This is a genomic window from Enterococcus sp. AZ194, from assembly GCF_051713825.1.
Lineage (GTDB): Bacteria > Bacillota > Bacilli > Lactobacillales > Enterococcaceae > Enterococcus_K.
Window position 1 is genome coordinate 2,806,407 of record NZ_JBIOQR010000001.1, and the last position, 22,939, is coordinate 2,829,345.

Here is a 22,939-nt window from a genome sequence, read left to right on the forward strand (position 1 = left end):
TTCCATCTATCATAAAATTCAAAAAAACTTATTCGTAATCACTGTATTAGGAGGAACATTTATGGATGAACTAAAACCAGTAAAAGAAGTAACACCCGTTAATGATACATTAGAAGATTTATTGAACAATCCTTTTTCAACTCCTGTCGACTCTTTGACAGCTACTCAACAAACGGAGATTTCTGCTTTACAAGAACAACAAGCAGCACCTCGATTGATTGATAAATTGCCTGCAGAACGACAAGCGCAAGCACAAGAACTTGCTTCAAAGATTGATACAACAGATTCACAATCAATCATTACTTACGGATCGGCTGCCCAAACAAAGCTTGGCGAGTTCTCACAATCGATGCTAAACCATGTACAAGCACAAGATATCGGCCCAGTTGGTGACTCACTAACTGAATTGATGTATCGTTTGCAAGAAGCCAACCCTGATGAACTACGTGCCGGAGAAGGAAATATCTTCATGCGCGTGTTTGGGAAAGTCAAACAATCAATTTATGAGGTAACCGCCAAATACCAAAAAATTGGTGCACAAATTGATAAAATTGCCGTCAAGTTAGATAAAGAAAAAGATGGTTTGTTAAAAGACAATTTGATGCTTGAACAGCTTTATCAAAAGAACAAAGATTATTTTGATGCGTTGAATATTTATATTGCAGCTGGTGAATTGAAGATGGAGGAATTGCAGAAAACAACGATTCCTCAAGCCATCAAGCGTGCGGAAGAGACACAAGAACAAATGGATGTACAACAAGTTAATGACTATTCACAGTTCTTAGATCGTCTTGACAAACGAACGCACGATTTACGTTTGGCTCGTCAAATTACGATTCAACAAGCGCCGCAGATTCGTCTGATTCAAAACACAAATCAAGCACTAGCCGAAAAAATTCAAGCGTCTGTCAATACGGCGATTCCTTTATGGAAAAACCAAGTCGTCATCGCCCTCACTCTCCTACGTCAAAAAGATGCGGTAACCGCTCAACGTCAGGTTTCTGAGACAACCAATGACTTATTGAAGAAAAATTCAGAGATGCTCAAAATTTCTGCTATCGAAACAGCAAAAGAAAATGAACGTGGTATCGTGGATGTGGAAACCTTACAACAAACACAAAATGATTTGGTGGAAACAATCCAAGAAACATTACGTATTCAAAAAGAAGGAACCGAAAAACGTCGTGCGGCTGAGATTGAATTAGGCCACATGGAAGAAGATTTAAAGAACAAATTGCTCGAATTAACTCAATAATAAAATACAAAAAAACGTCGGCGAAAATTTTTCGCACGACGTTTTTTGTTCATTTGAATAACTTATGTTTGTTTTTATCTCTACGTTTATTTACTTTGCTGAGGTTTGCTCTTTTGTTCATAGAGGCTGTGCTTATACCCATAACCAAAATAAATCGCCAAGCCGACAACAACTGAGACAAAAAAGACAATCCATGTAGCAACATCAAGTCTTACCATTAAGAACAAGCAGGTCAAGATAGACACGATGGGTAATACTGGGACCCATGGAACCTTAAACTCCCCTTTTTTAGGCAAACCTTTCATCTTTCTTAGTTTTAGTAAACCAAGTGAGACCAAAATCAAATGCATTAAGGCCACAATATTGGTAAACTCTGCTAATAGATTTAAAGGAAAAATGCCGGCAAAGATAATTGCGACGACACCTGCAACATATGTCGCATTTTTGGGTGTTCGTCTTTTTTCATCCAAGTGACTCATAAACTTCGGTAACAAGCCATCCTTACTAATCGCATATAACACACGCGCTAGAGAATACATCATCGAAATGGTCACAGTAAGTAAGGTTAAAATCGCTCCTACAGAAATAATTGAACCCACAACTCCATGATTAACATAACGCATAGCAAAAGCAACTGGATCCTTAACATTCAATTGATCAAAAGGAACAATCCCTGTCAAAATTAATGTCACAACAATGTATAACCCTGTAGCAATCACGATCGAGCCAATAATTCCTTTTGGTACATCCTTTTGAGGATTTTTGACTTCTTCGGCCGCCATTGCCACCGAATCAAATCCCAAGAAAGCGAAGAAAACAATCGCAGCCCCATCTAAGACACCAGAGAAACCTTTTGGCATAAATGGTTGCCAATTCCCTGGCTTCACAAAAAATACGCCAAAGACGATAAACAATAAAATAATACCAAACTTGACATACACCATTATGTTGTTCAAGCGTAAGGCTGTTTTGGCTTCAAGAGAGACCCAATAGGTTACTGCAATTAACACTAACACAGCAATAATATCAATATACGTCCCTTTTTCGGCGTTATAGGCAGCTGTCAATGCTACTGGTAGTTTTATTCCTGCACTACTTAGAAATCCTTGTAGATAGCCTGACCAACCCGAAGCAACCGAGGAAATCGCCAGAAAACATTCACAAATGAAAAACCAGCCAGTCATCCAAGCCGCTATTTCACCAAAAACCACATAAATATAAGCGTAAGGCCCTCCTAATACCGGGATTCGTGAAGCAAACTCTGCAAAGGAAAGTCCTGAAAGAATCACCACAAATGCTGCACAGATAAAGGAAATAATCAATGCCGGTCCGGCCGTCTCTGCTGCTGCCACCCCAGTTACAACAAAAATTCCTGTACCAATAATTGCGCCAATCCCCAACATAATCAGGTCTGTTGATTTTAACTCTTTTTTCATTCCACTCGGTTTCAGTGAAGCTGGTTCAATCGTTTTTTTTCGAAAAATATCCATTTTAGCCTCCGCTCAGTTCTTCATCTTTTGTTAGGTTGTTTTCATGTACCCTAACAGAATACCACCACAAATTATCAAAAGGCAACCCAGAATTACATAAGTTATTTCCTTTTTGGTTTTTGCTTCACCTAGTATAAAGATTCCACCTAATGTTGAAATAATAATTCCCATTTGTGAAAGTGAGAAGCTAACCGCTAGACCGACTTTTTGAAGCGTCAATAACATACAAACATTGCCTGCTCCCCATAAAAGCCCACTCCACATATTCTTCCAAACAAACCGGTTAATCGAGACCTTTTTGAAAGCAAAAAGACTAGCGCCCACTAGCATCCCTAGACTTTGAGGAAAGATGACGGCCGCTGGATCGACTTTCGCCCAAGTAATTAAAATCGTATATAACCCATAACCGATTGTTGAAATAATCAGTGCCCGAAATCCTTTCCCAAAGTTAAACATACGATTGTGCTCAATCTGGCTCGTAGGATCCTGTTTGGCGGTTAGATACGCGCCTAATACCAAAAGAATCAGGGCTAAGCTACCAGCAAGAAAATCCTGACTCTTGGTCCACTCATGAAAAAAGATTGCTCCTGCCACAGTATTTATAATGAGCTGCATGCCAGTCGATAAAGGTAATCCCACAGACACACCGAGATATTTCATCCCGTGAAATTGCCCATTTTGTCCAGCACTCCAAAACAAGCCAGATAAAAACCCAATAAATAAAATCCAACTAGTTACAGCGGGTTGTAAAATAAAAAGTGTTACGATTGAAAACAAAAATGCGCCGATTGTCATACCTAATGTCTGCTGATTGGCATCCCCACCAATTTTTCCACTAACAAGCCCAATGCTTCCCCAAGCGAACATCGGAACCAATGCAATTAAAATATCCATTTTGTTCTCCTATCGTTTTTGACATTCAATTCAAGGACTGAGTTTAACAAAGAAAACGCTCGCTACACAAGAAAAAAACCATGATTATCACGGTTTTCTCAGATAACGAAATTTATTTTTTACGTTTTCTAGGGAATCTATCGGCTAACCCTCATCATTTTCTTAGGAAGTCTCTACGTGTCTTTCGAATAAAAGGTTAATTCTGGGAAAAATAACTCCATCGTTGTGCCCTTATTTTCAGCAGAATGAACGGAAAGCTCTATCCCCAATTTTTCTGCCAAGCTCTTCGCTAAATAGAGCCCCAGCCCCGTTGAATGTTCTTCGCTTAACCGGCCATTTTCTCCAGTAAAGCCTTTATCAAAAATTCTCCGGATATCCTGTTGAGGAATTCCAATCCCTGTATCCTTCAACGAAAGAACCGTGCCACTTCCTCTTTTAGCGATTGTAATGATAATCTCGCCATCGTTGGGCGTATATTTAATCGCATTACTTAGCAATTGCCGAAAAATGAAGCTGACCCATTTTCCGTCCGTTAGAACAATTTCATCCTCACCAATAATTGAATAGCGGATATTTTTTTGAATAAAATAGTTGGCCTGGCTTCTCATAACAGGCTGAATAATTGTTTTCAGTGAATACTCGCGGATTAGATAGTCTCTAGAAAAACTATCCAAGCGAGCATAATAGAGAACCTGCTCAACGTATTCATCAATTTTGGAAAGCTCGTTTTCAAGTAACATAAACTTCTTATCATCAATATCATATTCGATAGAGTGAACAATTAATTGCGTAGCCGCAAGAGGCACCTTGATTTCATGCACCCATGAATTAATATAATCCTTTTGATCTTGTTGATTGCTAATTGCTGATTGCATAACTTCTTGGTGCTCGCGGATAATCTGATTGATGTAGTCTTGTACTAGCTGCTCCTCCTGCGAATTAGCACCCTCCAAGTAATTCTGTAGGGTAGACGTCTCTTCAGTAAGCGTCAGCTTGTCCCACCAGTTCTTTTTTAAAACAAAATGAGCCGTCATAAAAATAATTAACAAGACCCCTTCTACTACACACAAATAGCCAATCGTTGACCAATCCATGATGAGTCCTGGAGTCAACCACATGATTAATCCGGTCATCGCCACAAAAAAGAGCCAGCCCACGATCAATAACCATTCATCCTTGATATATTTTTTGACCGTCATGATTTCTCCTTATCTAAGGGACAATGTAGCCTTGCCCAACTTTCGTTTCAATATAGTTTTCAAGTCCCGCTTGTTGAATCTTTTTTCTCAACCGATTAATATTAACCGTCAGCGTGTTGTCATCTACAAAACGTTCATCATCCCAAAGCGCACGTAAAAGCTTTTCACGGGTCAGAATTTTCCCATGCTGTTTCATTAAAATATATAACAAACGATACTCATTTTTGCTCAGATTAATCATTTCTCCATTGATTTCCATACTACCATTATCCACATTCAATGTGATGCCATTATGCGTCATCATCTCATTCGAATTTTCGACATAGTTATAAGACCGGCGTAACAAGGCATTAATTTTGGCAATCAAAACATCCAATTGAAACGGTTTTGTCACGAAATCGTCCGCGCCCATATTCATCGCCATAATCATATCCATATTGGTATTTCTACTAGAAATAAAAATGATTGGGACTTTTGACACCTCACGAATTTTTTGACACCAATAATAACCGTCATAAACAGGTAAATTTATATCTAACAAGATTAATTGAGGATCTTCTCTTTCAAAATCTTCAAAGACTTGATTGAAATTGGTCGTTCCAAAACTCGTAAATTGCCATTTTTCTAACTCTTCCATTAATAATTGGCGAATAACCGCCTCATCTTCTACAATCATTACTTTAGCCATACATTTGGCCCTCCATTCCCACTCCTCGCCGTTATGAATCTCAGCGTTTGAATAAAAAATAACACTCTATTTTCTAATCCTCTAAAAAAGCTCAAGATAAACGGCTATCTTGAACTTATTATACCTTATTTTTATAAATCTCCAAGGATGAAATAACCAAATTCAGACATGAATCTTTTCACTCATCTGAATATCCGAATCCTCTGTATGTTTAAACAAATGAAAACACCAGACAGAAACCAGTAAAATCAGCCCAGCAATTAAGGTCATTGGGAAGAATAGGTGATTATTTGTTTGTTTTAATAGCATACCAAGAAGAACTTGACCAATCGGCATCGCACATTGCGAAACACCCACAATGATTGCCATAATTTTGCCTAAATTTTGTTTAGGCGTAATTCGTTGAACCATACTAATTAGATAAATTGTGATAATACTCATCAACATCCCAATCGGTAGTCCTGTTGCAAAAAAGAGGATCCAACCAATGATGTTTCCCACAGAATTCCCAGAAAATTGAAGGCCGATATTCATAATAATTATCAATATGCCAGATAAAGCGAAGGTTCGATACAAGGTTTTTAGCGATAACTTCTTGGCAAAATACCCAGCAAATACGGCACCAATAATCGTTGATAGACTAATCACTGACATGCCAATGCCGTACATTGAGTTACTTGCTCCTAATACGACACGCAAGACAACTGGAATCCCAACAATAAAAAACGAACCCAGAGAAAAATTGATTAATGCAGCAATAATCACTGCATTGCGGATTATACGATTGTTTTTTACTTCCAACACGCCTTCTTTCAAATCAGCAGTTAGTGTACGCAGAGGGCTCTGGTCCATGGGTCGTTTTTCAAACGGAATCTGCAACATACTCTCAATTAAAGCTGCGACCACAAAGAAAATAGTCGTACTGATTACCAAGGTTTCAACCCCTAATAAGCTATACAAAATCCCACCAAGTATTGGCGCTGCAACATTTGATAAGGAGAGAACACTATTTACTAAACCATTGATTTTTTCTAAATCTTCTTGTTTCACTAATAGCGGAATGCTTGCTGAAACAACCGGTGTGTCAAAGCTTCCGACAATTGACAGAATAAAAAGTAACAACCCGATGAGGAAAATCGCTTGACTCGTCCCCAACACAAAATATAAAGCAACCGCTAAAATAGCATTAGCCACATCCATTAAGACCATTAAATTTCTTCGATTAAACCGATCCGCGATTACCCCACCAATTGGCGCAAATAATACAGGAATGCTAGAAATCGCCAAAATCGTGGCAAATATATCTGCTCTCCCCGTCTGATCAAGAACATATAAGGACAATGCAAACCGCAGAATCGCTCCACCAAAAACAGAAATAACCTGGCCTAACAATAAAAATAATAAATTCTTCTTCATTCCCTCACCTAACTTTCAAAAGTTTAAATTTCCTTTAAGTTAAGAGTATCACTCAGAAATGACACCGCACACAGGCTAGAGGATGAACTACACTGGGACTTAAGACGTAGACCGTAGCTGAATAAATTAACTGCATGCAAAAAAGAACCGAATAAGAAAGCCAAAGTATTTTTAGATTTCTTTGAACAATTATTTGTTATCCTTCCAGTTTATCAACACCAGGTAAACTAGAAGACCTTGTCTATAAAACTAACCATAAGAATATTTATAACGGATCCGCTTTTTATCAAAAAAAGGAAAGGAAACAGAATATACTGCTCACTTCCCTTTTCATTTTATTTAAGATTCCTTCTATTTGTGCTCTTCTTGTTGAGCATTCACTAATCTAGTGACATTCTTTTCTAAAACAAGCGGCTCTTTTCCTAATTGTTCAATAGTTACGGGCTCTGTAAACATCACATTAATCAATTCTATGCTTGTTGATTCATCAATCTCCAGAAAGGGTGTAGCTGTAATTTCTGTGAACTTCACCTGATCAAAAGTAAGTTGAATCGGTTCGCCGTTTCCTTTAACAATTGAGGTCTCAGTAATATTAGCAATGGTCATATCCTTGAGCACTATCCGCTTCAGTGGATGATTATTTTGCATCAGCTCTTTTTTTCCATAATCATAGGAAAATAATTTGCCTACTTGATTGATTTTACAATTTTCAAACTCAATCGACTCTTTGTTGGTTAATAGGCTATCTGCATCCATCGAATAATATTTGAAGAGGCCATGAGTATAGTAAGTGTCCTCTGATAAATGAGGATAGCGCCCTGGTCCAGTGAACGTACAATCAATCATCCTTATCTGCTCACCCCCCAAACGTAAACTGTTACAAGCAGTATTCAGATAACAATTTTTAACAACTAGATTCGTAATATCGTAACCAGCTAAACAATCATCACCTGTTTCAAAGCGACTATTTTGAATTGTAATATTTTTTGAATGATGTAAATTATACCCATCGTGCCCTGCTGTAATGGTTGTTTCGCTAATTTCCACTTGATTGCAGCCATCTAAGACATGAGACCAGTTGGCACTCTTTTTAAATTGATAGACAGACAGCTTCACATTAGTCACTTGAGACATCACGATTCCCATCGGTCCACGAAAGCCCTCTTCTCCATTTTTATCAAGCACGTCCTGACCATTGATTACTGATCCTGGCTCTCCAATGATCTGAATATTCTCCGCTTGAAAGGCCGTAATCATTCCATAAAAGTAATAATTTGGTAAATGCCATTTTGTTACATAATACGCATCTTTAAGGTAACTAATCGTGCTGGGTACTCGGAAATCTTGATAATCCATTAAATTTTTACTGCCATTTAACTCAACCCCAGAAGCCAAGTATAGAGTGATATTGTTGTATAGCCGAATGCTTCCAATTGTATAGCTCCCTTTTGAAAAATGGACGATCCCCCCACCATTATCTCGACAAGCATCGATACATTTTTGAATACTGATCGTTTGGATCTCGTTGCGATTTGGTACTACACCGTAATCTTCTACTTTATATATCGTGCGTTTTTGCATCCTCTTCATCCCTTCAAAAATAGTTTATTTTTACTAAACGAGGTCTAATTTTTCCACCTGTTTTTCTGTTATCTTTTTTGTGAACCTGTATAATAACTAGTATAATGACACTTAAATCCAAGAATAACTGTTTGACTAATAGATTAAGTGTTGAAATCTGACTTTTTTAAAGGAGTTCATTTATGTATGCTATTTCTCTTGAGAAACCGATTTTATTAGTGTGGGCTGGGGTCTTTCTATCTGAACAAGGTGTTCCCTGGAAACATAAACCTCATGTCCATTCTGAAGAGTTTGAATTAATTTTGGCAACAAAGGGCGCGTTCACACTCCAAATAAATGAACAAGAGCTGATAATTAAAGAAGGGTCCTGTACATTGATTCCACCTTTAGCCACTGTTTTTGGAACAAAAGAAACCTCTGAAGAGATTGAATTTTACTGGCTTCACTTTTTGGCCAGCTGGGAAGAGATCAATGAAGAATTGTTGAAAGAAGATTTGGAACAGATTGCCAAACAAAAGCTAGCTAGTCGTTTTATAAATGCCAGTGTCCTACCTACACAATTTACACTACAGAATAAGCAGCAAATGGAGTTATTGGTTAAGCAGCTGCTGACCGCAAACGCTAGTTATTCCTACTCAAATAGAGGAACAGACTTTTTAGCAAGTGGCTTACTAACTGCCTTAAGTGATGATTACTTGAATCAATTAGCTAAGAAGGTCAATCATACTTCGGCAAAGACAGCATATGTTGCCGAGTGGATTCGCGTGCATTTATATAAAGAGTTAACGATTACGGAGATTGCTGAACAGTTTGAAATGAATGCCAACTATTTAACACGATTGTTTCGTAAAGAACAAGGAGTAAGTCTGAAAGAATACATTCTGCAAGCAAAATTGACCCACGCCAAATACTTGCTAACCACTACGATAGACTCAATTGAAGAAGTAGCGGAGCATTCATTCTTTGGCGATTCTAAACATTTTATGCGTATCTTCAAGAATAAAGTGGGTGTCACGCCAACCGCTTATAGAAAAACCTACTCAACTACTCACTTAAATACACAAGCCGTTGACCCAAGCTCACCTTTACCTAATCAGTTTGGCGAAGATGCCTTAAAAAAGATGATTAAGGAGTTACTGAATGACTAAAAGATTCTCTGCCAGACGTCAAAACGACTCTATAATAAAAGAGGCTGGGACTCTACAAGCTATGTCCCAACCTCATTTAACAAAGAGCCCATAAAAAAAACAGCCACGAACGAATTCGCGACTGTTTTTGATTTTTATTATACAAGAACTAATTCAACTTCAATATTTCCTTTTGTTGCTTTAGAGTATGGACAAAATGCATGCGCTTTGTCCACCATTTCTTTAGCAACCGCTGCTTCTAATCCATCAAGATGCACTTCCAAAATGACACCGATTGTGTAACCACCATCGTCTAATGTATAAAGAGACACACGAGCCTTCACTTCTGAATCGGCTGTTATACCTTCTTCTTTCAGAATATGTTGAAGAGCACCATTAAAACAAGAAGCATAACCTGCTGCAAACAATTGTTCCGGATTGGTTCCTTCACTGTGAATACTTGGGGCCGTAATCTTCATCTTCATGGTTCCATTTGGGGCTGCTACTTCACCCTCACGACCACCATGGTTAATCATTGCTGTTTCATAAACCTTTTTCACTGTCCTTCACTCCTCTTTTTAATTCATCCTATAAGCTTATTGTAGTGACTTTTGGATCAGAAAACAAAAGATTCGCCTTGTGAATTATTCAAGAAGTAGAATGCCATCCTCAACTAATTTCCCGAAAAACAATAAAATACCATCAATGAGCATGACTGACATGTTGATTCCAAAGTAAACGGAGATCTTTTCTAAGATATCTGCTTTTCGTTGATTTTTCAAATAGAGATACACCAAAAAATTGGTTCCATACGTAAAGACCGTCATAACCACTATAAATTTAACTAACATTCTTTCCACCTCAAATAACGACACCTTTTTTACTAGAATGACTGCCCTTTCAAGGAATCTAATACCACCACAGCATCAGATAAACGGTGGGCACAAAAGCAGCGCAATCTGTCCCAACCTCAATTCATTCATCTATCTTAAATAAATTTTTCCGTATTTATTTATGTACTAAAGTGCGCTCTTCACACGCACTTTTTTATTTCCTATTCTACATAATGGACAAAATTGGCCAAAAATGCAAGCGGAATCATGCAGTTCTCAAAAATAAAATGCATTAAATTTGATTTTTTTCAATAGACGGATATTTATCGAAGAATTTTGACAGTTTTTCAATAACTAGCTGATTGTTGCCTACAACATCGTTTTCAATCTGCAATACGAGTAAGGGTTCATGCAAACTCATGCGCAGTAAAAACCACCCGCTACCATACGGATCTGAGACGGTAAACCGAATGCCTTCCTCATTTTCTAAGTCCACCGTATAGCCTTTTTCCGCGCTCAAATACTCCGGAAGTTCCGAGATGACTTTTTCTCCCAAGAGTCTATACTCTGCCTCTAACAAACGAAGCCGCACTTCTTTTGTTTCTTTTGGTTGCTTCAATTCTTGAATTAACGTGTCTAAAGTTTGGCCATTTTCTTTTAATGTCGGTAGCAACATAAGTATTTTAGCAATTACATAAGCCCCATCATCTAAAAAGTAATTTTCTTTGAAAGCAGCGTGGCCACTGGTTTCAATCGCTAGCTGACTATCAATTCCGTCTTTGTTCAGAGCAATTGATTTATTAATGACGTTACGATAACCAGAAATATAACGAACTTGTTTGCCCCCATTTTCTTCGATAAAGTCTTTCAAGTGATTTGAGGTCGGTGAATTCGTCACAATACTGGTACCGGGATGTTCGCTCAAAATAATTTTACTCAAAACCGCAATCAAATTGTTGCGATTAATTACTTCGCCGTTTTTCGCTACCACAGCTGAACGATCAACATCTGTATCGAAGATGACACCCAAATCAGCTTTATTTTGTATAACGGCTGCTTGGATACTCGCCATAGCTTCCTTGTTATCAGGATTAGGAATATGATTAGGGAAATGTCCATCCGGTTCCAAAAATTGTGAACCAGCTGTATCCGCCCCTAGTGCTTGTAATACATGTTTGGCAAAAAAGCCCCCTGCACCATTTCCGGCATCAACAATAATTTTAAACCCTTTTAACGGCTCTTTATCAATTGTCTTCATGCCTTTACGAATCTTTTTAACTAAATCTTGTGCATAAGGCGAAATAATGTCCTTCTTCTCTACTTTTCCAGTCGTTTCTCCTGATTCCACCAACTTATCCGTGTGGGTTAAGATGTAACGAATATCTTCTTTTTCAGCCCCACCCGCACGACTAAAAATTTTGATGCCGTTAAAATAGTAGGGCAGATGACTCGCTGTTAACATGACTCCTGCATCGCATGCAAATTCATTAAACTGTGTTGTCATGAACATTGCGGGTGTTGTTGCCAGACCAAAATCAAGCACTTCGACACCTTGAGAGACTAAGCTTTCAATCAATGCTTGCTGCAGGTTTGGACCACTCAGACGACTATCACGACCAATCCCAACTTTTAAAGGTTGATGATTTCCTTTACTTCTTAACCAGTTGACCAAACCTTGGCCAATTAAGTGGACTTCTCTTTCAGTTAAGGTTGCTGAAAGAGTAGGTGTCTCAATCGCAATCCCACGTATATCCGATCCATTCTGTAACGCTTTCATTTTTTCTTTCATTTTTAGTCCTCCAATTCTATCAATTAACTTACTAGTATTTTTATCGACATTCGACTGGTTGCAAGAACTCGGGTATTATACTTACTCAAAAATAATGAGTCTCTCTATCTGATTAATCTAATTATAGCAAAAAATACCTAAAATAAACTAGCTTTTTTGGTATTTTTTACTTTATAGTAAATTGAAGTAGAAAGTCAGGTAACTAGAAACAGGAATCTTGTCTATTAACCGCCCCTGTGTCAAAATGGAAAAAGATTTATCCTTAAAGGTTTGGATAAACGAGTAAATCAATCTGATTTCAAAAAAAGTAGCAGGAGGCATTTGATGAAAAAGATAGCGATTATTGGTGGCGGTATTATTGGCATGACGCTAGCCAGTTATTTAGATAAAACGAAATTTGCAATCACCGTGTTTGATTCAGAAGTAGGACAAGCAACCAAAGCAAGTGCTGGCATTATCTCCCCTTGGTTATCAAAACGACGAAATAAAAAATGGTATCAACTAGCCCGTGAAGGTGCCGCATTTTATGAAAAGCTCGTTTGCGACTTTCACTTGGATGCGTCCGTTTATACAAAATCCGGCACCTTACTACTCAGAAAAAAGAATGATTTAGAAGAGCTTTTTACCCTTGCCGAATCTAGAAAAAAAGAAGCGCCCGAAATTGGTGAACTTCGAAAATTAACAGCAGAGGAAACGCAAAAGCAGCTCCCACTTCTAAAACGACAGCCTTCCCTACACATTTCCGGCGGTGGCCGATTAGACGGTGCGGCCTATTTGCAGGAACTAAAGCAGCAAGCATTAGCGAATGGTATCCGTTTTGAAAAGAGAAATATAACTCTCTCAAAAACAACTGACTGGCTACTTCATGAAGCTGTGACAGGTAATCTTCTGGGAACCTTTGATTTTGTAGCTGTAACAGCGGGACCTGGCCTAAAGAATCTCTTATCCCCACTTGGCTATCAAGTCGATGTCCGTCCGCAAAAAGGGCAGCTATTAAGTTTTACGACAGCATTTAAAGACAGTCAAAAATGGCCTGTTGCTATGCTCGACGGTGAAAGTGATTTAATTCCTTTTAATAACGGGACGATTTTGTTAGGAGCAACTCATGAAAATGAGGCCGGATTTGATTTAAACCCTACTCAGGAGGCTTATGAGCACTTACGGACAGTCAGTCAACCCTTCTTAGACTCAGATGAGCTCTTTTCAAAAATAAACCCCACGTTTCGCGTAGGAACTAGAGCTTACACCTCCGATTTTGCGCCATTCTTTGGGCCTTTAGAAGATCAAACTATCGTGGTAGCTAGTGGATTAGGTTCTTCAGGATTAACTACAGGGCCTTATATCGGTTATCTCCTAGCAGATTATTTTCATAATCAGTCTATAGACACTACTCCCTATCAAAAGTCCATGGATACTTATATCAAAAAAGAAACCAACAAGTAAAGGCACACAACACCTCAGTGTACAAAAAAGTCTTCGCAGCCTCCCTTAGTGGATAGGTTGTGAAGACTTTTTTCATAGATAGCACATACATAGGCGTTTCAGCTGTTCTAGCGGTTTGTTATCTATTTAATTTTTAACTCTTTTAATTGTTCATCAATCATTGTTCTTTGTGCTCCTGCTTGAAGTAGAGCAGCTGCTGTATAAGCACTTTCGATAAACGCTGTATCATACAACTGGATTTCTTTGTCAGTCATTTCCATAGCCATTTCTAAATTCATCTTCGCACTGCCTAAATCATAGAAAGCTAAAATGCTCTCTTCTGATAAGCCATCAATGACGTTAGAAATCCGTTCCATAGAAGTCCCGACGCCACCATCTTCCAGGCCAGCTGCGACAACCACTGTAACATCCTTTGCAACCTCTGCCAAAAGACGTTGCAAACCTTTTGCAATTTCTTCAACATGTGAAACCAATAGAATTGCACTACTCATGAGCAAAAACCCCCGCTTCTATCATTGATTGGAAAAGATAATTTGAGGACATTGCCCCTGGATCAATATGTCCTTTTGAACGTTCGCCGACATAAGACGCACGTCCCTTGGTAGCAATCAACTCTTTTGTGTTGTCTGTCAGAGTGGTCAATAATTCAGAAGTTAATGTGCCCTCTTTTAATGCGTCAACTGCTGGAATCCAAAGATCAAGCATCGTCTTTTCACCTAACGCTGCTTTCCCTCTTTTTTCAATGCCATCAATTCCGGCACGTAAAATAGTTTCTGGATCATTTGTTTCTTTACTAGCTTTCGCCATTTCTAGCATAGCCGTACCATAAAGTGGGCCAGATGCGCCCCCGACTTTACTAATAAGTGTCATTGCAATTGTTTTGAACTCATCAAACAAACTTCCTTCGAGCGTTGTTTCCATGACTGCGGCCATCCCTCGCGCCATGTTGTTCCCATGGTCGCCATCACCAATTGGCGTATCTAGTTCGCTTAAATAATCTTTATTGGTTTGAATTTTTTCGTCAAAACGTTTGACTGTATCTATCAAATTTTCTGGTGTAAACATCTCTTTTTCCCCCTTACCAAGCAATCGTGTCAACAGGTGCTTCAAGCGCTTCAACTATCGCTTGATCTGTGTGAATCATCGTTAATGAAAGACCGGCCATATCAATTGAAGTCATATAATTACCAACTTTACTAAAGGTAATCGTTAGGCCTTCTTCGGCCAATATTGTCTTGACATCATTAAAGAAGATGTATTGTTCCATTAATGGAGTCGCCCCCATTCCGTTGACAAGAACACCATACGTATCACCTTTTTCCCATTTGAATTCAGCTTTTAATTTTGTGACAATTTCTTGTGCCATCTCTTTTGATGTTTTAATTTTTTCTCTTCGATAGCCAGGCTCGCCATGAATCCCAACGCCAAATTCAATCTCATCATCTGCTAATTCAAAACCAGGCTTTCCAACCTCTGGAACTGTTGCGCCAGATAAGGCAACGCCGATTGTTTTAATTTTTGGTACCAGTTCTTTACCAGCTTTTTCTAGTTCTTGAACTGTTGCCCCATTTTTTGCCCAAGCACCCAAAATTTTGTGAACAAGAACTGTTCCGGCAACACCACGACGCCCTTGAGTATAGGTACTATCTTCTACGGCAATATCATCATCTACCAAAACGAAGCCGATAGGAATATCATCTATATCAGCCATGTCTTGAGCCATTTCAAAATTCATGACATCCCCAGAGTAATTCTTAACAATCAATAGAACGCCTTTTCCTTCATTTGTCGCTTTAATCGCTTCATAGATTTGATCAGGGGTTGGGGAAGTAAAGACTTGCCCACAGACTGCCGCACTCAGCATTCCTTCTCCGACAAAACCGGCATGTGCTGGTTCATGTCCACTACCGCCACCACTCACTAAAGCTACTTGTTGTGCATTTTCTTTTCTTTTTACGACGAAGGTTTCAGGTATCTGCACAAGTCTGTCAGGGTAAGCGCCCACCAAACCAGCTACCATTTCTGTTAAGACATCTTTTGGATCATTGATAATTTTTTTCATACCTTTTCCTCTTTTCCGTTATCTATAAAAAAGGGTCGCCATGTTCAGCCGCTTTTCAAAACATACTGATCAAAAAGCAGCAATCAAAAATACTGCAGAACGAAGACAACCACCTTTTATTCACCCATTTGGTTAACCTAAAAGTATTCCTATCTTTTTGAGTCTTTAGATAGGTAAAATCATAAATAAACCGGCTGCTAATGCCCCACCAATCATTGGACCAACCACTGGAACCCAGCTATAAGCCCAATCAGAATCTCCTTTATTCGGAATTGGTAAGAATGCATGTGCAATACGTGGACCTAAGTCTCGCGCTGGGTTAATAGCGTAGCCTGTTGTACCTCCAAGAGATAAACCGATTGCCATGATTAAGACACCAACGGCTAGTGGATTCAATCCAGCACCAAAATCGCCAGTTGAAAATGATAATAAACCAAAAACCAAAACGAAGGTACCGATTGTTTCACTCACTAAGTTGGCACCATAACTTCTGATTGCAGGCCCCGTTGCGAACACACCGAGAATTGTTGCAGAGTCTTTTGTTTCTTTCCAATGAGGTAGATATTGTAAATAAACAAGAATTGCACCAATAATCGCACCAATCAATTGACCGGCAATGTAAGGGGCAACCATATCCCAACCAATCTTGCCTGCCATTGCCATCCCCAAGGTCACGGCCGGGTTTAAGTGTGCGGAAGAAAGATACCCTGAGGAATAGGCACCGATAGAAACTGCCGCTCCCCAGCCTAAGGTGATCGCAATCCAGCCAGCACCTTCAGCTTTTGTCTTTTTTAAACTCACACCTGCTACAACGCCATCCCCTAACAATACCAAAATTGCTGTTCCCACAACTTCTCCAATAAACTGTGTCATTACAGATGAATCCATGAGAATTCCTTCTTTCTTAAATTTAGACTTCGTTTTTAGTTTTTGTTCTTATGCTTTTTTTGAGCTTTTCTGTGTATCTACTTATAGTGTAGGTTGGTTTATCGGTGTACTCAGTTTGATTTGTTGTTATTGATTTAACTTATGTTTATTGTCTATTGTCGTTCAAGTGGTCGGTGCTTAAATTGCATAGTTGCTTGAATTGCATCTTGCCAGCCTGCATATAAATTATCGCAAACCTCTTTTTTCATCTTCGGTTCAAATCGATTGCCGGTCTGATTCAACGCTTTAATTTCATCTAGGTCTTTCCAAAAACCAACTGCTAAACCAGCCAAATAAGCCACACCTAGCGCGGTTGTTTCTAAGAAGGCTGCTCGTTCTACTGGTGTTTGTAAAATATCCGCTTGAAATTGCATCAATAATTCATTTTTTGAGGCGCCGCCATCCACTCGTAAAAGTTTAATCTCCGTTTGAGCGTCATTTGCCATCGTTTTGACGACATCACACGTTTGGTACGCAAGCGATTCCAATGTTGCTCGAATAAAATGTTCTTTGGTTGTCCCACGAGTTAACCCAAAGATTGCCCCTCGAGCTTCTTGGTCCCAATAAGGTGCACCTAACCCTGTGAAAGCAGGAACAACATACACATTGTCGCTATCAGGCACCTGTTTGGCATATTCTTCTGATTCTGGCGCGTCAGTAAACATTCTAAGCCCATCTCGCAACCATTGAATAGCAGACCCAGCAACAAAGATACTCCCCTCTAACGCATAGGTGATCTTGCCGTCAATGCCATAACCAATAGTTGTTAATAACCCGTTGTTTGACAGAATAGGCGCTTCTCCCGTATTCATAATGATGAAAGCCCCAGTTCCGTAGGTGTTTTTGACCATCCCTTTTTCAAAGGCCGTTTGTCCAAACAAAGCCGCTTGTTGGTCGCCCGCCATCCCGGCAATCGGTACTTGTTGACCATAAAAATGATAATCCTCAGTGTAGCCGTATATTTCAGAATTCGAACGAACTTCAGGCAACATCGCCAGTGGAATATCTAATAAAGCCAATATCTCTTGGTCCCATTTCAAATCATAAATGTTGTACATCATTGTTCGACTGGCATTGGTATAATCAGTTACATGAGCCTTACCACCTGTCAGCTTCCAAACAATCCAAGTGTCAATCGTGCCAAATAACAACTCCCCGTTTTCTGCACGTTTTCGAGCCCCTTCGACATGATCCAATAACCATTTCACTTTTGTTGCTGAAAAATAAGAATCAATAATTAAGCCTGTTTTCTTTTGGATCATTTCTTTGTGCCCTGCCGTTTTTAACTCATCAGCGATTTCATTCGTCTGTTTTGACTGCCAAACAATTGCGTGATAAATCGGTACCCCTGTCTTTTTATCCCAAACGACAGTTGTTTCACGTTGGTTTGTAATTCCGATAGCCGAAATTTGATGTGGACGCAAACTTCCTTCAATTAAAGCGCCTGCAATAACAGATTGAACTGAATTCCAAATTTCATTGGCATCGTGTTCGACCCATCCTGCTTTTGGAAAATACTGTGTGAACTCCTTTTGGGAAGTCGCCACTTGTTTCCCCGCTTTATCAAAGACAATCGCTCGCGAGCTAGTTGTTCCTTGATCGATCGATAAAATATACTGTTCAACCATATTTGTTCCTCCACTCCTCTTCGTGTCACTTTTGAAATCGATCCATTAATAGCCCTAGTCTCTTCTCTGCCTTTCGTAAATAGAAAAACAAACAGGAAACGTAAAACAGACCTCCTTCCTCTATAGTTTACCACCTCTATAATAAACGATAAAGTAAACGTTTTACCAATAAAACGATTGGTATCTTGGACACTCCAAGTTATTTGTCAAAATAGATACATGGTGTGGAAGGATAAGATAGTCTGTTTAATTTTATCGGCTCGAACAAATTAAATGATGTAATAAGTTAGAAATTTTGTTTATATGTTTTAGGAAAACTATATTAGCTAATTTAGTGGATAACAAAGAGATTCTACAAATGATTCATGTGCCTATAGGGCAGATGACATGATGTATTCGAGAAGAAAACAGAAAGATTAATGGAGCTTGTGCAGGTAAACTGACGGTCAATACTTTGGTCAAAATATCTTTAGAAAAGACAAAAAAGAGACTGAGACATAATGATATGCTACCCCTATACAGGACACTGAAACATAATAAGTCCAGTATAGGGGGTATTTATTATGACTAAAAGATTGATGAAGCTAAAAGTAGAAGAGCGTGTGAAACTAGTAGAAAGCTGTCTAAACAATGAACTAAGTCTTTCAGAGGCAGCGAGAGAAGGAAATGTTTCTTTGCCTACCATTGTCAGATGGTTGAGACTTTATGAAAATGATGGAGGAACAGCCCTATTGACTGCGCCCAAGAATAGGCACTATTCAGTAGCGTTAAAATTATCCGCCACCATAGATTATCTCAATGGAAAAGGAAGTTACGAGGAATTAGCCAAAACATACAAACTTAGAAGTAGTAGCCAACTAAAAAAATGGGTACAGGTGTATAATACTCATGGAACCTTCAAATCAGAAAGTGGTGGAAGTTACATGAGAAAAGCAAGAGAAACCTCGACAGAAGAACGTTTAACCATCGTCTTAGACTGTCTAACACAAAACAAAAATTATGGTGCAATGGCTTTGAAATACCAAGTTTCTTATCAACAAGTGAGAAATTGGGTCAAAAGATATGAGGAGAAAGGTGCTGCTGGATTAGAAGATCGCAGAGGTCGCCGGATTGGCACACAACCTAGTCGAACACCGGAAGAAGAATTACGAAACCGTCTCGCACAATCAGAAAGTAAAAACCGACAACTTCAAATGGAAAATGACTTGTTAAAAAAAGTAAGGGAATTAGAAAGGAAGTGGGAATAAGCTTTACCCGACACTTATTTGAGTATGAAGCTATCAAAAGCTTACACGAAGAGAAAAATTATCCAATTCAGCCAATGTGTCATTTCTTGCATGTTTCTCGTTCTGCCTACTATAAATGGTTGAAACATCCTGTAAGTCCCAGAGCCTATTTAAACACTGAGCTTGCCCAAGAAATCAGAAAAATATATGACGAACACCCTGACATGGGCTATCGTAGACTAGATGATGAAATTAGTACACGCTATCACCACAAGTTCAACGATAAAAGAATCTTGAGAATTTGCCGAGCTTTAGGGATTCAATCGACGATTAAACATTGGGCGAACAGTATCACACGTAGAGGTAAGAGACCTTACCACACGGCAAAAAATGAGTTAAACCGGGATTTTCATGCCGACAAACCAAATGAAAAATGGTTGACTGATGTTTCTGAATTTAAGTATTACGTTGGTATGGACATACACAAAGTCTATCTTAGCGCTATTCTTGATTTGTATGATCGTCGCATCGTGTCCTTCGTTATTAGTGACCGTAACGATAATCCGTTGGTCATGAACACTTTTGATCAGGCAATTGCACTAGAACCTCATGCGCATCCTTTGATGCACAGTGACCGCGGCTTTCAGTACACTAGCCAACAATTTTGTGTACGTTTAAAAAATACAGGAATGAAGCAGAGTATGTCTCGCGTAGCCCATTGTATCGACAACGGACCAATGGAAGGATTCTGGGGCATGATGAAACGAGAAAAGTATTACGGGCGGAAGTTCACCAACCGTGAAAGCCTAGTATCTATGATTTCTGATTATATAGATTACTACAACAACAGAAGATTACAGCGTAAATTATCTGTTATGACACCAATGGCTTATCATCAACACTATCTGGAGGTGGCTTAATCATCCTGGTCGTCTCATAAGCGAAATGGGCTTCGTTTCACTTGTGAGACGGACAGGCAAGTTAAGCGGTAGCGCGACTAGTCTTAGAAATAGAAATCAAAAAAGCCTGCCAAAAAAATGACAGACAATTGATAAAAATTTTATTATTTTTCACTGTCCACTTGACGGGGAGCACACCACAACTTGTAAAGTTATGATCCCAGTCTCTGAAATGACTTACGGGGTTATTAAAGACTTTTGACTCTATTCTCTTAATACCAGCCGTTTGCTAACCAGAAGGCTTGGGCATTTTCCCATGAACCGTAACGATTTATCACATAGTTATCTGCTACACGTTCTTGGTTTTCAGCTGAATAATCTCCGTTTAAATAAGAAGAGTCTAATTGGTAACGACCAATGTATCTTCCGTTTGTTGCTGAGTAAGAACCACCTGATTCTTTTTGAGCGATCCATTCTTTTGCAGAAGAAGTTGTTGCAGCTGGTGTTTCTTGTGCAGGTGCAGTGTATTCTTCTGTGTAAGAAGGTTCAGTAGCTGTTTCTTGTTTTTGAGTAGCTGCTTCGACTACTTCTCCATCATTTGTAGGAATGATTAATTCTTGTCCTGCAATGATTAAATTAATGTTTGTAATTTCATTTTTTTCTGCAATAGATTGAATAAAGTTACTATCATCAGAATATTTTGCAGATATTGTTGATAGTGTATCTCCTGATTGAACTGTATATGAAGTATCTGCATATGCATTTGCTGTACCTAAAGCTACGGTAACTCCTGCTGCTAATGTTGCGCCTAATAAAAGTGTTTTAAGTGATTTCATGTAAACATTCTCCTTTTCTTTGTCGTCTGTCTTTCCTAACGACAGGTATCACTTTAACATCGGAAAATATTTCATAGGTGATAAAATTGTGACATTTGATTGCAAAACAATGATTATTTTATCTTTTGTAACAGACATCTCAGAAACGCCGTCATATCAACGTTTTTTTAAATTATAGAATTTTTGAAAAAGTAAAAAAAGTAGGAAAATCAAAGTATCTTCAAAAAAGAGTCCCTGCTTTCCTTATTATATGTTGAATTTTACAGAATAATTTCATGATTTTTTGTCGTTTTTGACTATTTTTTTTACTTAAAACCAATCATTGATTCTTTTAGGAAATGAAAAAACACTAGGAATGCCAACGCTTTCAACGATAACTTATGTTCTAATTAACTAACTTTTCCATGATTTTTTGCAAAAAAAAGAGTAAGACTTTTTTGTCCTACTCCCTGTTTCTATTTAATAGATTATGATTGTACTGCTTGTCTCTTTTGATAGCTTCCCAAAATAAACCTTGAGATAGGTCCAACAACTAATAATTGTAGAGGTAAGGCTGCAATAAAATTGAATCCAATTGCTTCAAGATAAAGTTTCCCCATATCCTCTTGAATCCCTCCTTCAAAAACAACTCCGAAAAGCGACATACATAAAACCATACCTGTTACCATAAGCGTTGAAATGGTTAGGATCATATAAATCATTTTTTCGCGACTAATTGGTAACTTAAAAGCAATCCCTTTTGCAATTTTTCCAACAACCCATGTATCTAGAATAAAAGCAACAATAATTCCTGGAACTAACCCTCCGAACAAACTCCCCCATGTAAATGCGTTATGTAGTAATAAATTATAAGCACTCATTCCAAAAACCATCATAAAACACATAATTGAAGTGAATAGAATACTTTCTTTTTTTGATTTTGGCACGTTATTTCCTCCTTTTTTTTGCGACATCTAAAATCCTATCATAAAAAAAATTTCTTCGTAAGTTTTTTCTGAGAATTTCACGAACTTTTTTCCAGATACACACTTTGGAGTGGCTTATTTTTCAGATTGAGAAAACTAACGACCATTTTTCGTCTATATTTCTTATTATATAGAAGGAAACTATCAAAAAAGTAAATTTGACGTGTTATAAATCCTCAACAAACTTTTATAAAAGTTGTTTATCCGTATGTCTATCTAAAAATCCCAATCAAAAATCGGAGGGATTATTTTACTTATCATATTGACAAACATAACATTCAACCCATCTTCTGACTATTTTGACCAATAAAAAAAGCAACCCTCTAAAGGATTGCTTAAATAGTTAAAAATTAACCTTTTTGGATGTTAGTTGCTTGTAAGCCACGTTGACCTTCTTCAACATCGAAAGTCACTGCTTGACCTTCGTCTAAAGTTTTGAAGCCGTCGCCTTGGATAGCTGAGAAGTGTGCAAACACGTCAGTTCCGTCTTCTTGAGTAATAAATCCAAAACCTTTGTCTGCGTTAAACCATTTCACTGTACCTGTATTCATAATGTATTCCTCCATTTGTGCATACGCACGAATTATTTGCAATACTTTTGCGTATAAAAAAAGAGGAACTGAACCACTCATACGAATGAATTAGCCTATTTATTTATTCAACAACTATACTACATCAGTG

Annotated in this window: 22 protein-coding genes; 5 read left to right on the forward strand and 17 right to left on the reverse strand. The window is 38.4% G+C overall.

What is annotated here, in order from left to right:
- Nucleotides 1–61: 61 nt before the first annotated feature.
- Nucleotides 62–1,255, forward strand: coding sequence for a toxic anion resistance protein (locus tag IGI37_RS13255; protein ID WP_438762449.1), 1,194 nt, complete (start codon nucleotides 62–64; stop codon nucleotides 1,253–1,255).
- A gap of 86 nt (nucleotides 1,256–1,341) precedes the next feature.
- Here IGI37_RS13255 and IGI37_RS13260 read toward each other — a convergent pair whose 3' ends face one another.
- The 6 genes from IGI37_RS13260 to IGI37_RS13285 form a co-directional block, all read right to left on the reverse strand.
- Nucleotides 1,342–2,745 carry an amino acid permease gene (locus tag IGI37_RS13260; RefSeq protein WP_438762451.1) on the reverse strand — a complete coding sequence of 468 codons (1,404 nt, stop codon included), beginning with the start codon at nucleotides 2,743–2,745 and terminating at the stop codon, nucleotides 1,342–1,344.
- Between the two features lie 30 nt (nucleotides 2,746–2,775).
- Nucleotides 2,776–3,639 (reverse strand): GRP family sugar transporter, encoded by an 864-nt coding sequence (locus tag IGI37_RS13265; RefSeq protein ID WP_438762453.1) that lies wholly within the window; start codon nucleotides 3,637–3,639, stop codon nucleotides 2,776–2,778.
- A gap of 173 nt (nucleotides 3,640–3,812) precedes the next feature.
- Nucleotides 3,813–4,838 (reverse strand): two-component system sensor histidine kinase SapS, encoded by a 1,026-nt coding sequence (gene sapS / locus IGI37_RS13270; protein WP_438762455.1) that lies wholly within the window; start codon nucleotides 4,836–4,838, stop codon nucleotides 3,813–3,815.
- Nucleotides 4,839–4,851: 13 nt separating this feature from the next.
- Nucleotides 4,852–5,526: a two-component system response regulator SapR gene (gene sapR, locus IGI37_RS13275; protein WP_438762457.1), complete on the reverse strand. Its 675-nt coding sequence runs from the start codon at nucleotides 5,524–5,526 to the stop codon at nucleotides 4,852–4,854.
- A gap of 162 nt (nucleotides 5,527–5,688) precedes the next feature.
- Nucleotides 5,689–6,942, reverse strand: a complete 1,254-nt coding sequence (locus IGI37_RS13280; protein WP_438762459.1) for an MFS transporter — start codon at nucleotides 6,940–6,942, stop codon at nucleotides 5,689–5,691.
- A gap of 351 nt (nucleotides 6,943–7,293) precedes the next feature.
- Complete coding sequence (locus IGI37_RS13285; RefSeq protein WP_438762461.1) at nucleotides 7,294–8,523, reverse strand: glycosyl hydrolase family 28 protein; 1,230 nt, start codon at nucleotides 8,521–8,523, stop codon at nucleotides 7,294–7,296.
- Nucleotides 8,524–8,705: 182 nt separating this feature from the next.
- Between IGI37_RS13285 and IGI37_RS13290 the strand changes: the two genes are divergently transcribed.
- Nucleotides 8,706–9,671 (forward strand): AraC family transcriptional regulator, encoded by a 966-nt coding sequence (locus tag IGI37_RS13290; RefSeq protein ID WP_438762462.1) that lies wholly within the window; start codon nucleotides 8,706–8,708, stop codon nucleotides 9,669–9,671.
- Between the two features lie 137 nt (nucleotides 9,672–9,808).
- Here IGI37_RS13290 and IGI37_RS13295 read toward each other — a convergent pair whose 3' ends face one another.
- From IGI37_RS13295 to IGI37_RS13305, 3 genes are all read right to left on the reverse strand, one after another.
- Nucleotides 9,809–10,210, reverse strand: coding sequence for an organic hydroperoxide resistance protein (locus IGI37_RS13295; RefSeq protein ID WP_438762464.1), 402 nt, complete (start codon nucleotides 10,208–10,210; stop codon nucleotides 9,809–9,811).
- An 84-nt stretch (nucleotides 10,211–10,294) separates the two neighbouring features.
- Nucleotides 10,295–10,501 carry a hypothetical protein gene (locus tag IGI37_RS13300; protein ID WP_438762466.1) on the reverse strand — a complete coding sequence of 69 codons (207 nt, stop codon included), beginning with the start codon at nucleotides 10,499–10,501 and terminating at the stop codon, nucleotides 10,295–10,297.
- Nucleotides 10,502–10,775: 274 nt separating this feature from the next.
- Nucleotides 10,776–12,272, reverse strand: coding sequence for a phosphomannomutase/phosphoglucomutase (locus IGI37_RS13305; RefSeq protein WP_438762468.1), 1,497 nt, complete (start codon nucleotides 12,270–12,272; stop codon nucleotides 10,776–10,778).
- A 324-nt stretch (nucleotides 12,273–12,596) separates the two neighbouring features.
- On the opposite strand from IGI37_RS13305, the gene IGI37_RS13310 reads away from it, so the two are divergent.
- On the forward strand, nucleotides 12,597–13,715 hold the full coding sequence (locus IGI37_RS13310; RefSeq protein ID WP_438762469.1) for an NAD(P)/FAD-dependent oxidoreductase: 1,119 nt from the start codon (nucleotides 12,597–12,599) through the stop codon (nucleotides 13,713–13,715).
- A gap of 122 nt (nucleotides 13,716–13,837) precedes the next feature.
- Here IGI37_RS13310 and dhaM read toward each other — a convergent pair whose 3' ends face one another.
- The 5 genes from dhaM to glpK all read right to left on the reverse strand — a co-directional run bounded on the left by dhaM (nucleotide 13,838) and on the right by glpK (nucleotide 18,332).
- Nucleotides 13,838–14,206, reverse strand: a complete 369-nt coding sequence (gene dhaM, locus IGI37_RS13315; RefSeq protein WP_438762471.1) for a dihydroxyacetone kinase phosphoryl donor subunit DhaM — start codon at nucleotides 14,204–14,206, stop codon at nucleotides 13,838–13,840.
- Complete coding sequence (gene dhaL, locus IGI37_RS13320; protein WP_438762473.1) at nucleotides 14,199–14,780, reverse strand: dihydroxyacetone kinase subunit DhaL; 582 nt, start codon at nucleotides 14,778–14,780, stop codon at nucleotides 14,199–14,201. Before dhaL ends, dhaM begins: the two co-directional genes overlap by 8 nt.
- Nucleotides 14,781–14,793: 13 nt before the next feature.
- A complete protein-coding gene (dhaK, locus tag IGI37_RS13325) occupies nucleotides 14,794–15,777 on the reverse strand; it encodes a dihydroxyacetone kinase subunit DhaK (protein ID WP_438762475.1) in 984 nt (327 codons plus the stop codon).
- A gap of 165 nt (nucleotides 15,778–15,942) precedes the next feature.
- Complete coding sequence (locus IGI37_RS13330) at nucleotides 15,943–16,665, reverse strand: MIP/aquaporin family protein (protein ID WP_438762476.1); 723 nt, start codon at nucleotides 16,663–16,665, stop codon at nucleotides 15,943–15,945.
- A gap of 152 nt (nucleotides 16,666–16,817) precedes the next feature.
- Nucleotides 16,818–18,332 (reverse strand): glycerol kinase GlpK, encoded by a 1,515-nt coding sequence (gene glpK, locus IGI37_RS13335; protein WP_438762478.1) that lies wholly within the window; start codon nucleotides 18,330–18,332, stop codon nucleotides 16,818–16,820.
- Nucleotides 18,333–18,895: 563 nt separating this feature from the next.
- Here glpK and IGI37_RS13340 point away from each other — a divergent pair.
- Together IGI37_RS13340 and IGI37_RS13345 are read left to right on the forward strand one after the other, a co-directional pair.
- Nucleotides 18,896–19,579, forward strand: a complete 684-nt coding sequence (locus IGI37_RS13340) for a helix-turn-helix domain-containing protein (protein WP_438759894.1) — start codon at nucleotides 18,896–18,898, stop codon at nucleotides 19,577–19,579.
- Nucleotides 19,570–20,478 carry an IS3 family transposase gene (locus tag IGI37_RS13345; protein ID WP_438762480.1) on the forward strand — a complete coding sequence of 303 codons (909 nt, stop codon included), beginning with the start codon at nucleotides 19,570–19,572 and terminating at the stop codon, nucleotides 20,476–20,478. Before IGI37_RS13340 ends, IGI37_RS13345 begins: the two co-directional genes overlap by 10 nt.
- Nucleotides 20,479–20,729: 251 nt before the next feature.
- Here the strand turns inward: IGI37_RS13345 and IGI37_RS13350 are convergent, their stop codons facing one another.
- The 3 genes from IGI37_RS13350 to IGI37_RS13360 form a co-directional block, all read right to left on the reverse strand.
- A complete protein-coding gene (locus tag IGI37_RS13350) occupies nucleotides 20,730–21,293 on the reverse strand; it encodes a LysM peptidoglycan-binding domain-containing protein (protein ID WP_438762481.1) in 564 nt (187 codons plus the stop codon).
- A gap of 467 nt (nucleotides 21,294–21,760) precedes the next feature.
- Complete coding sequence (locus IGI37_RS13355; protein ID WP_438762483.1) at nucleotides 21,761–22,219, reverse strand: DUF2798 domain-containing protein; 459 nt, start codon at nucleotides 22,217–22,219, stop codon at nucleotides 21,761–21,763.
- Between the two features lie 389 nt (nucleotides 22,220–22,608).
- Entirely contained in the window at nucleotides 22,609–22,809 is a 201-nt protein-coding gene (locus IGI37_RS13360) for a cold-shock protein (RefSeq protein WP_438762485.1), read from the reverse strand.
- Nucleotides 22,810–22,939: the final 130 nt, after the last annotated feature.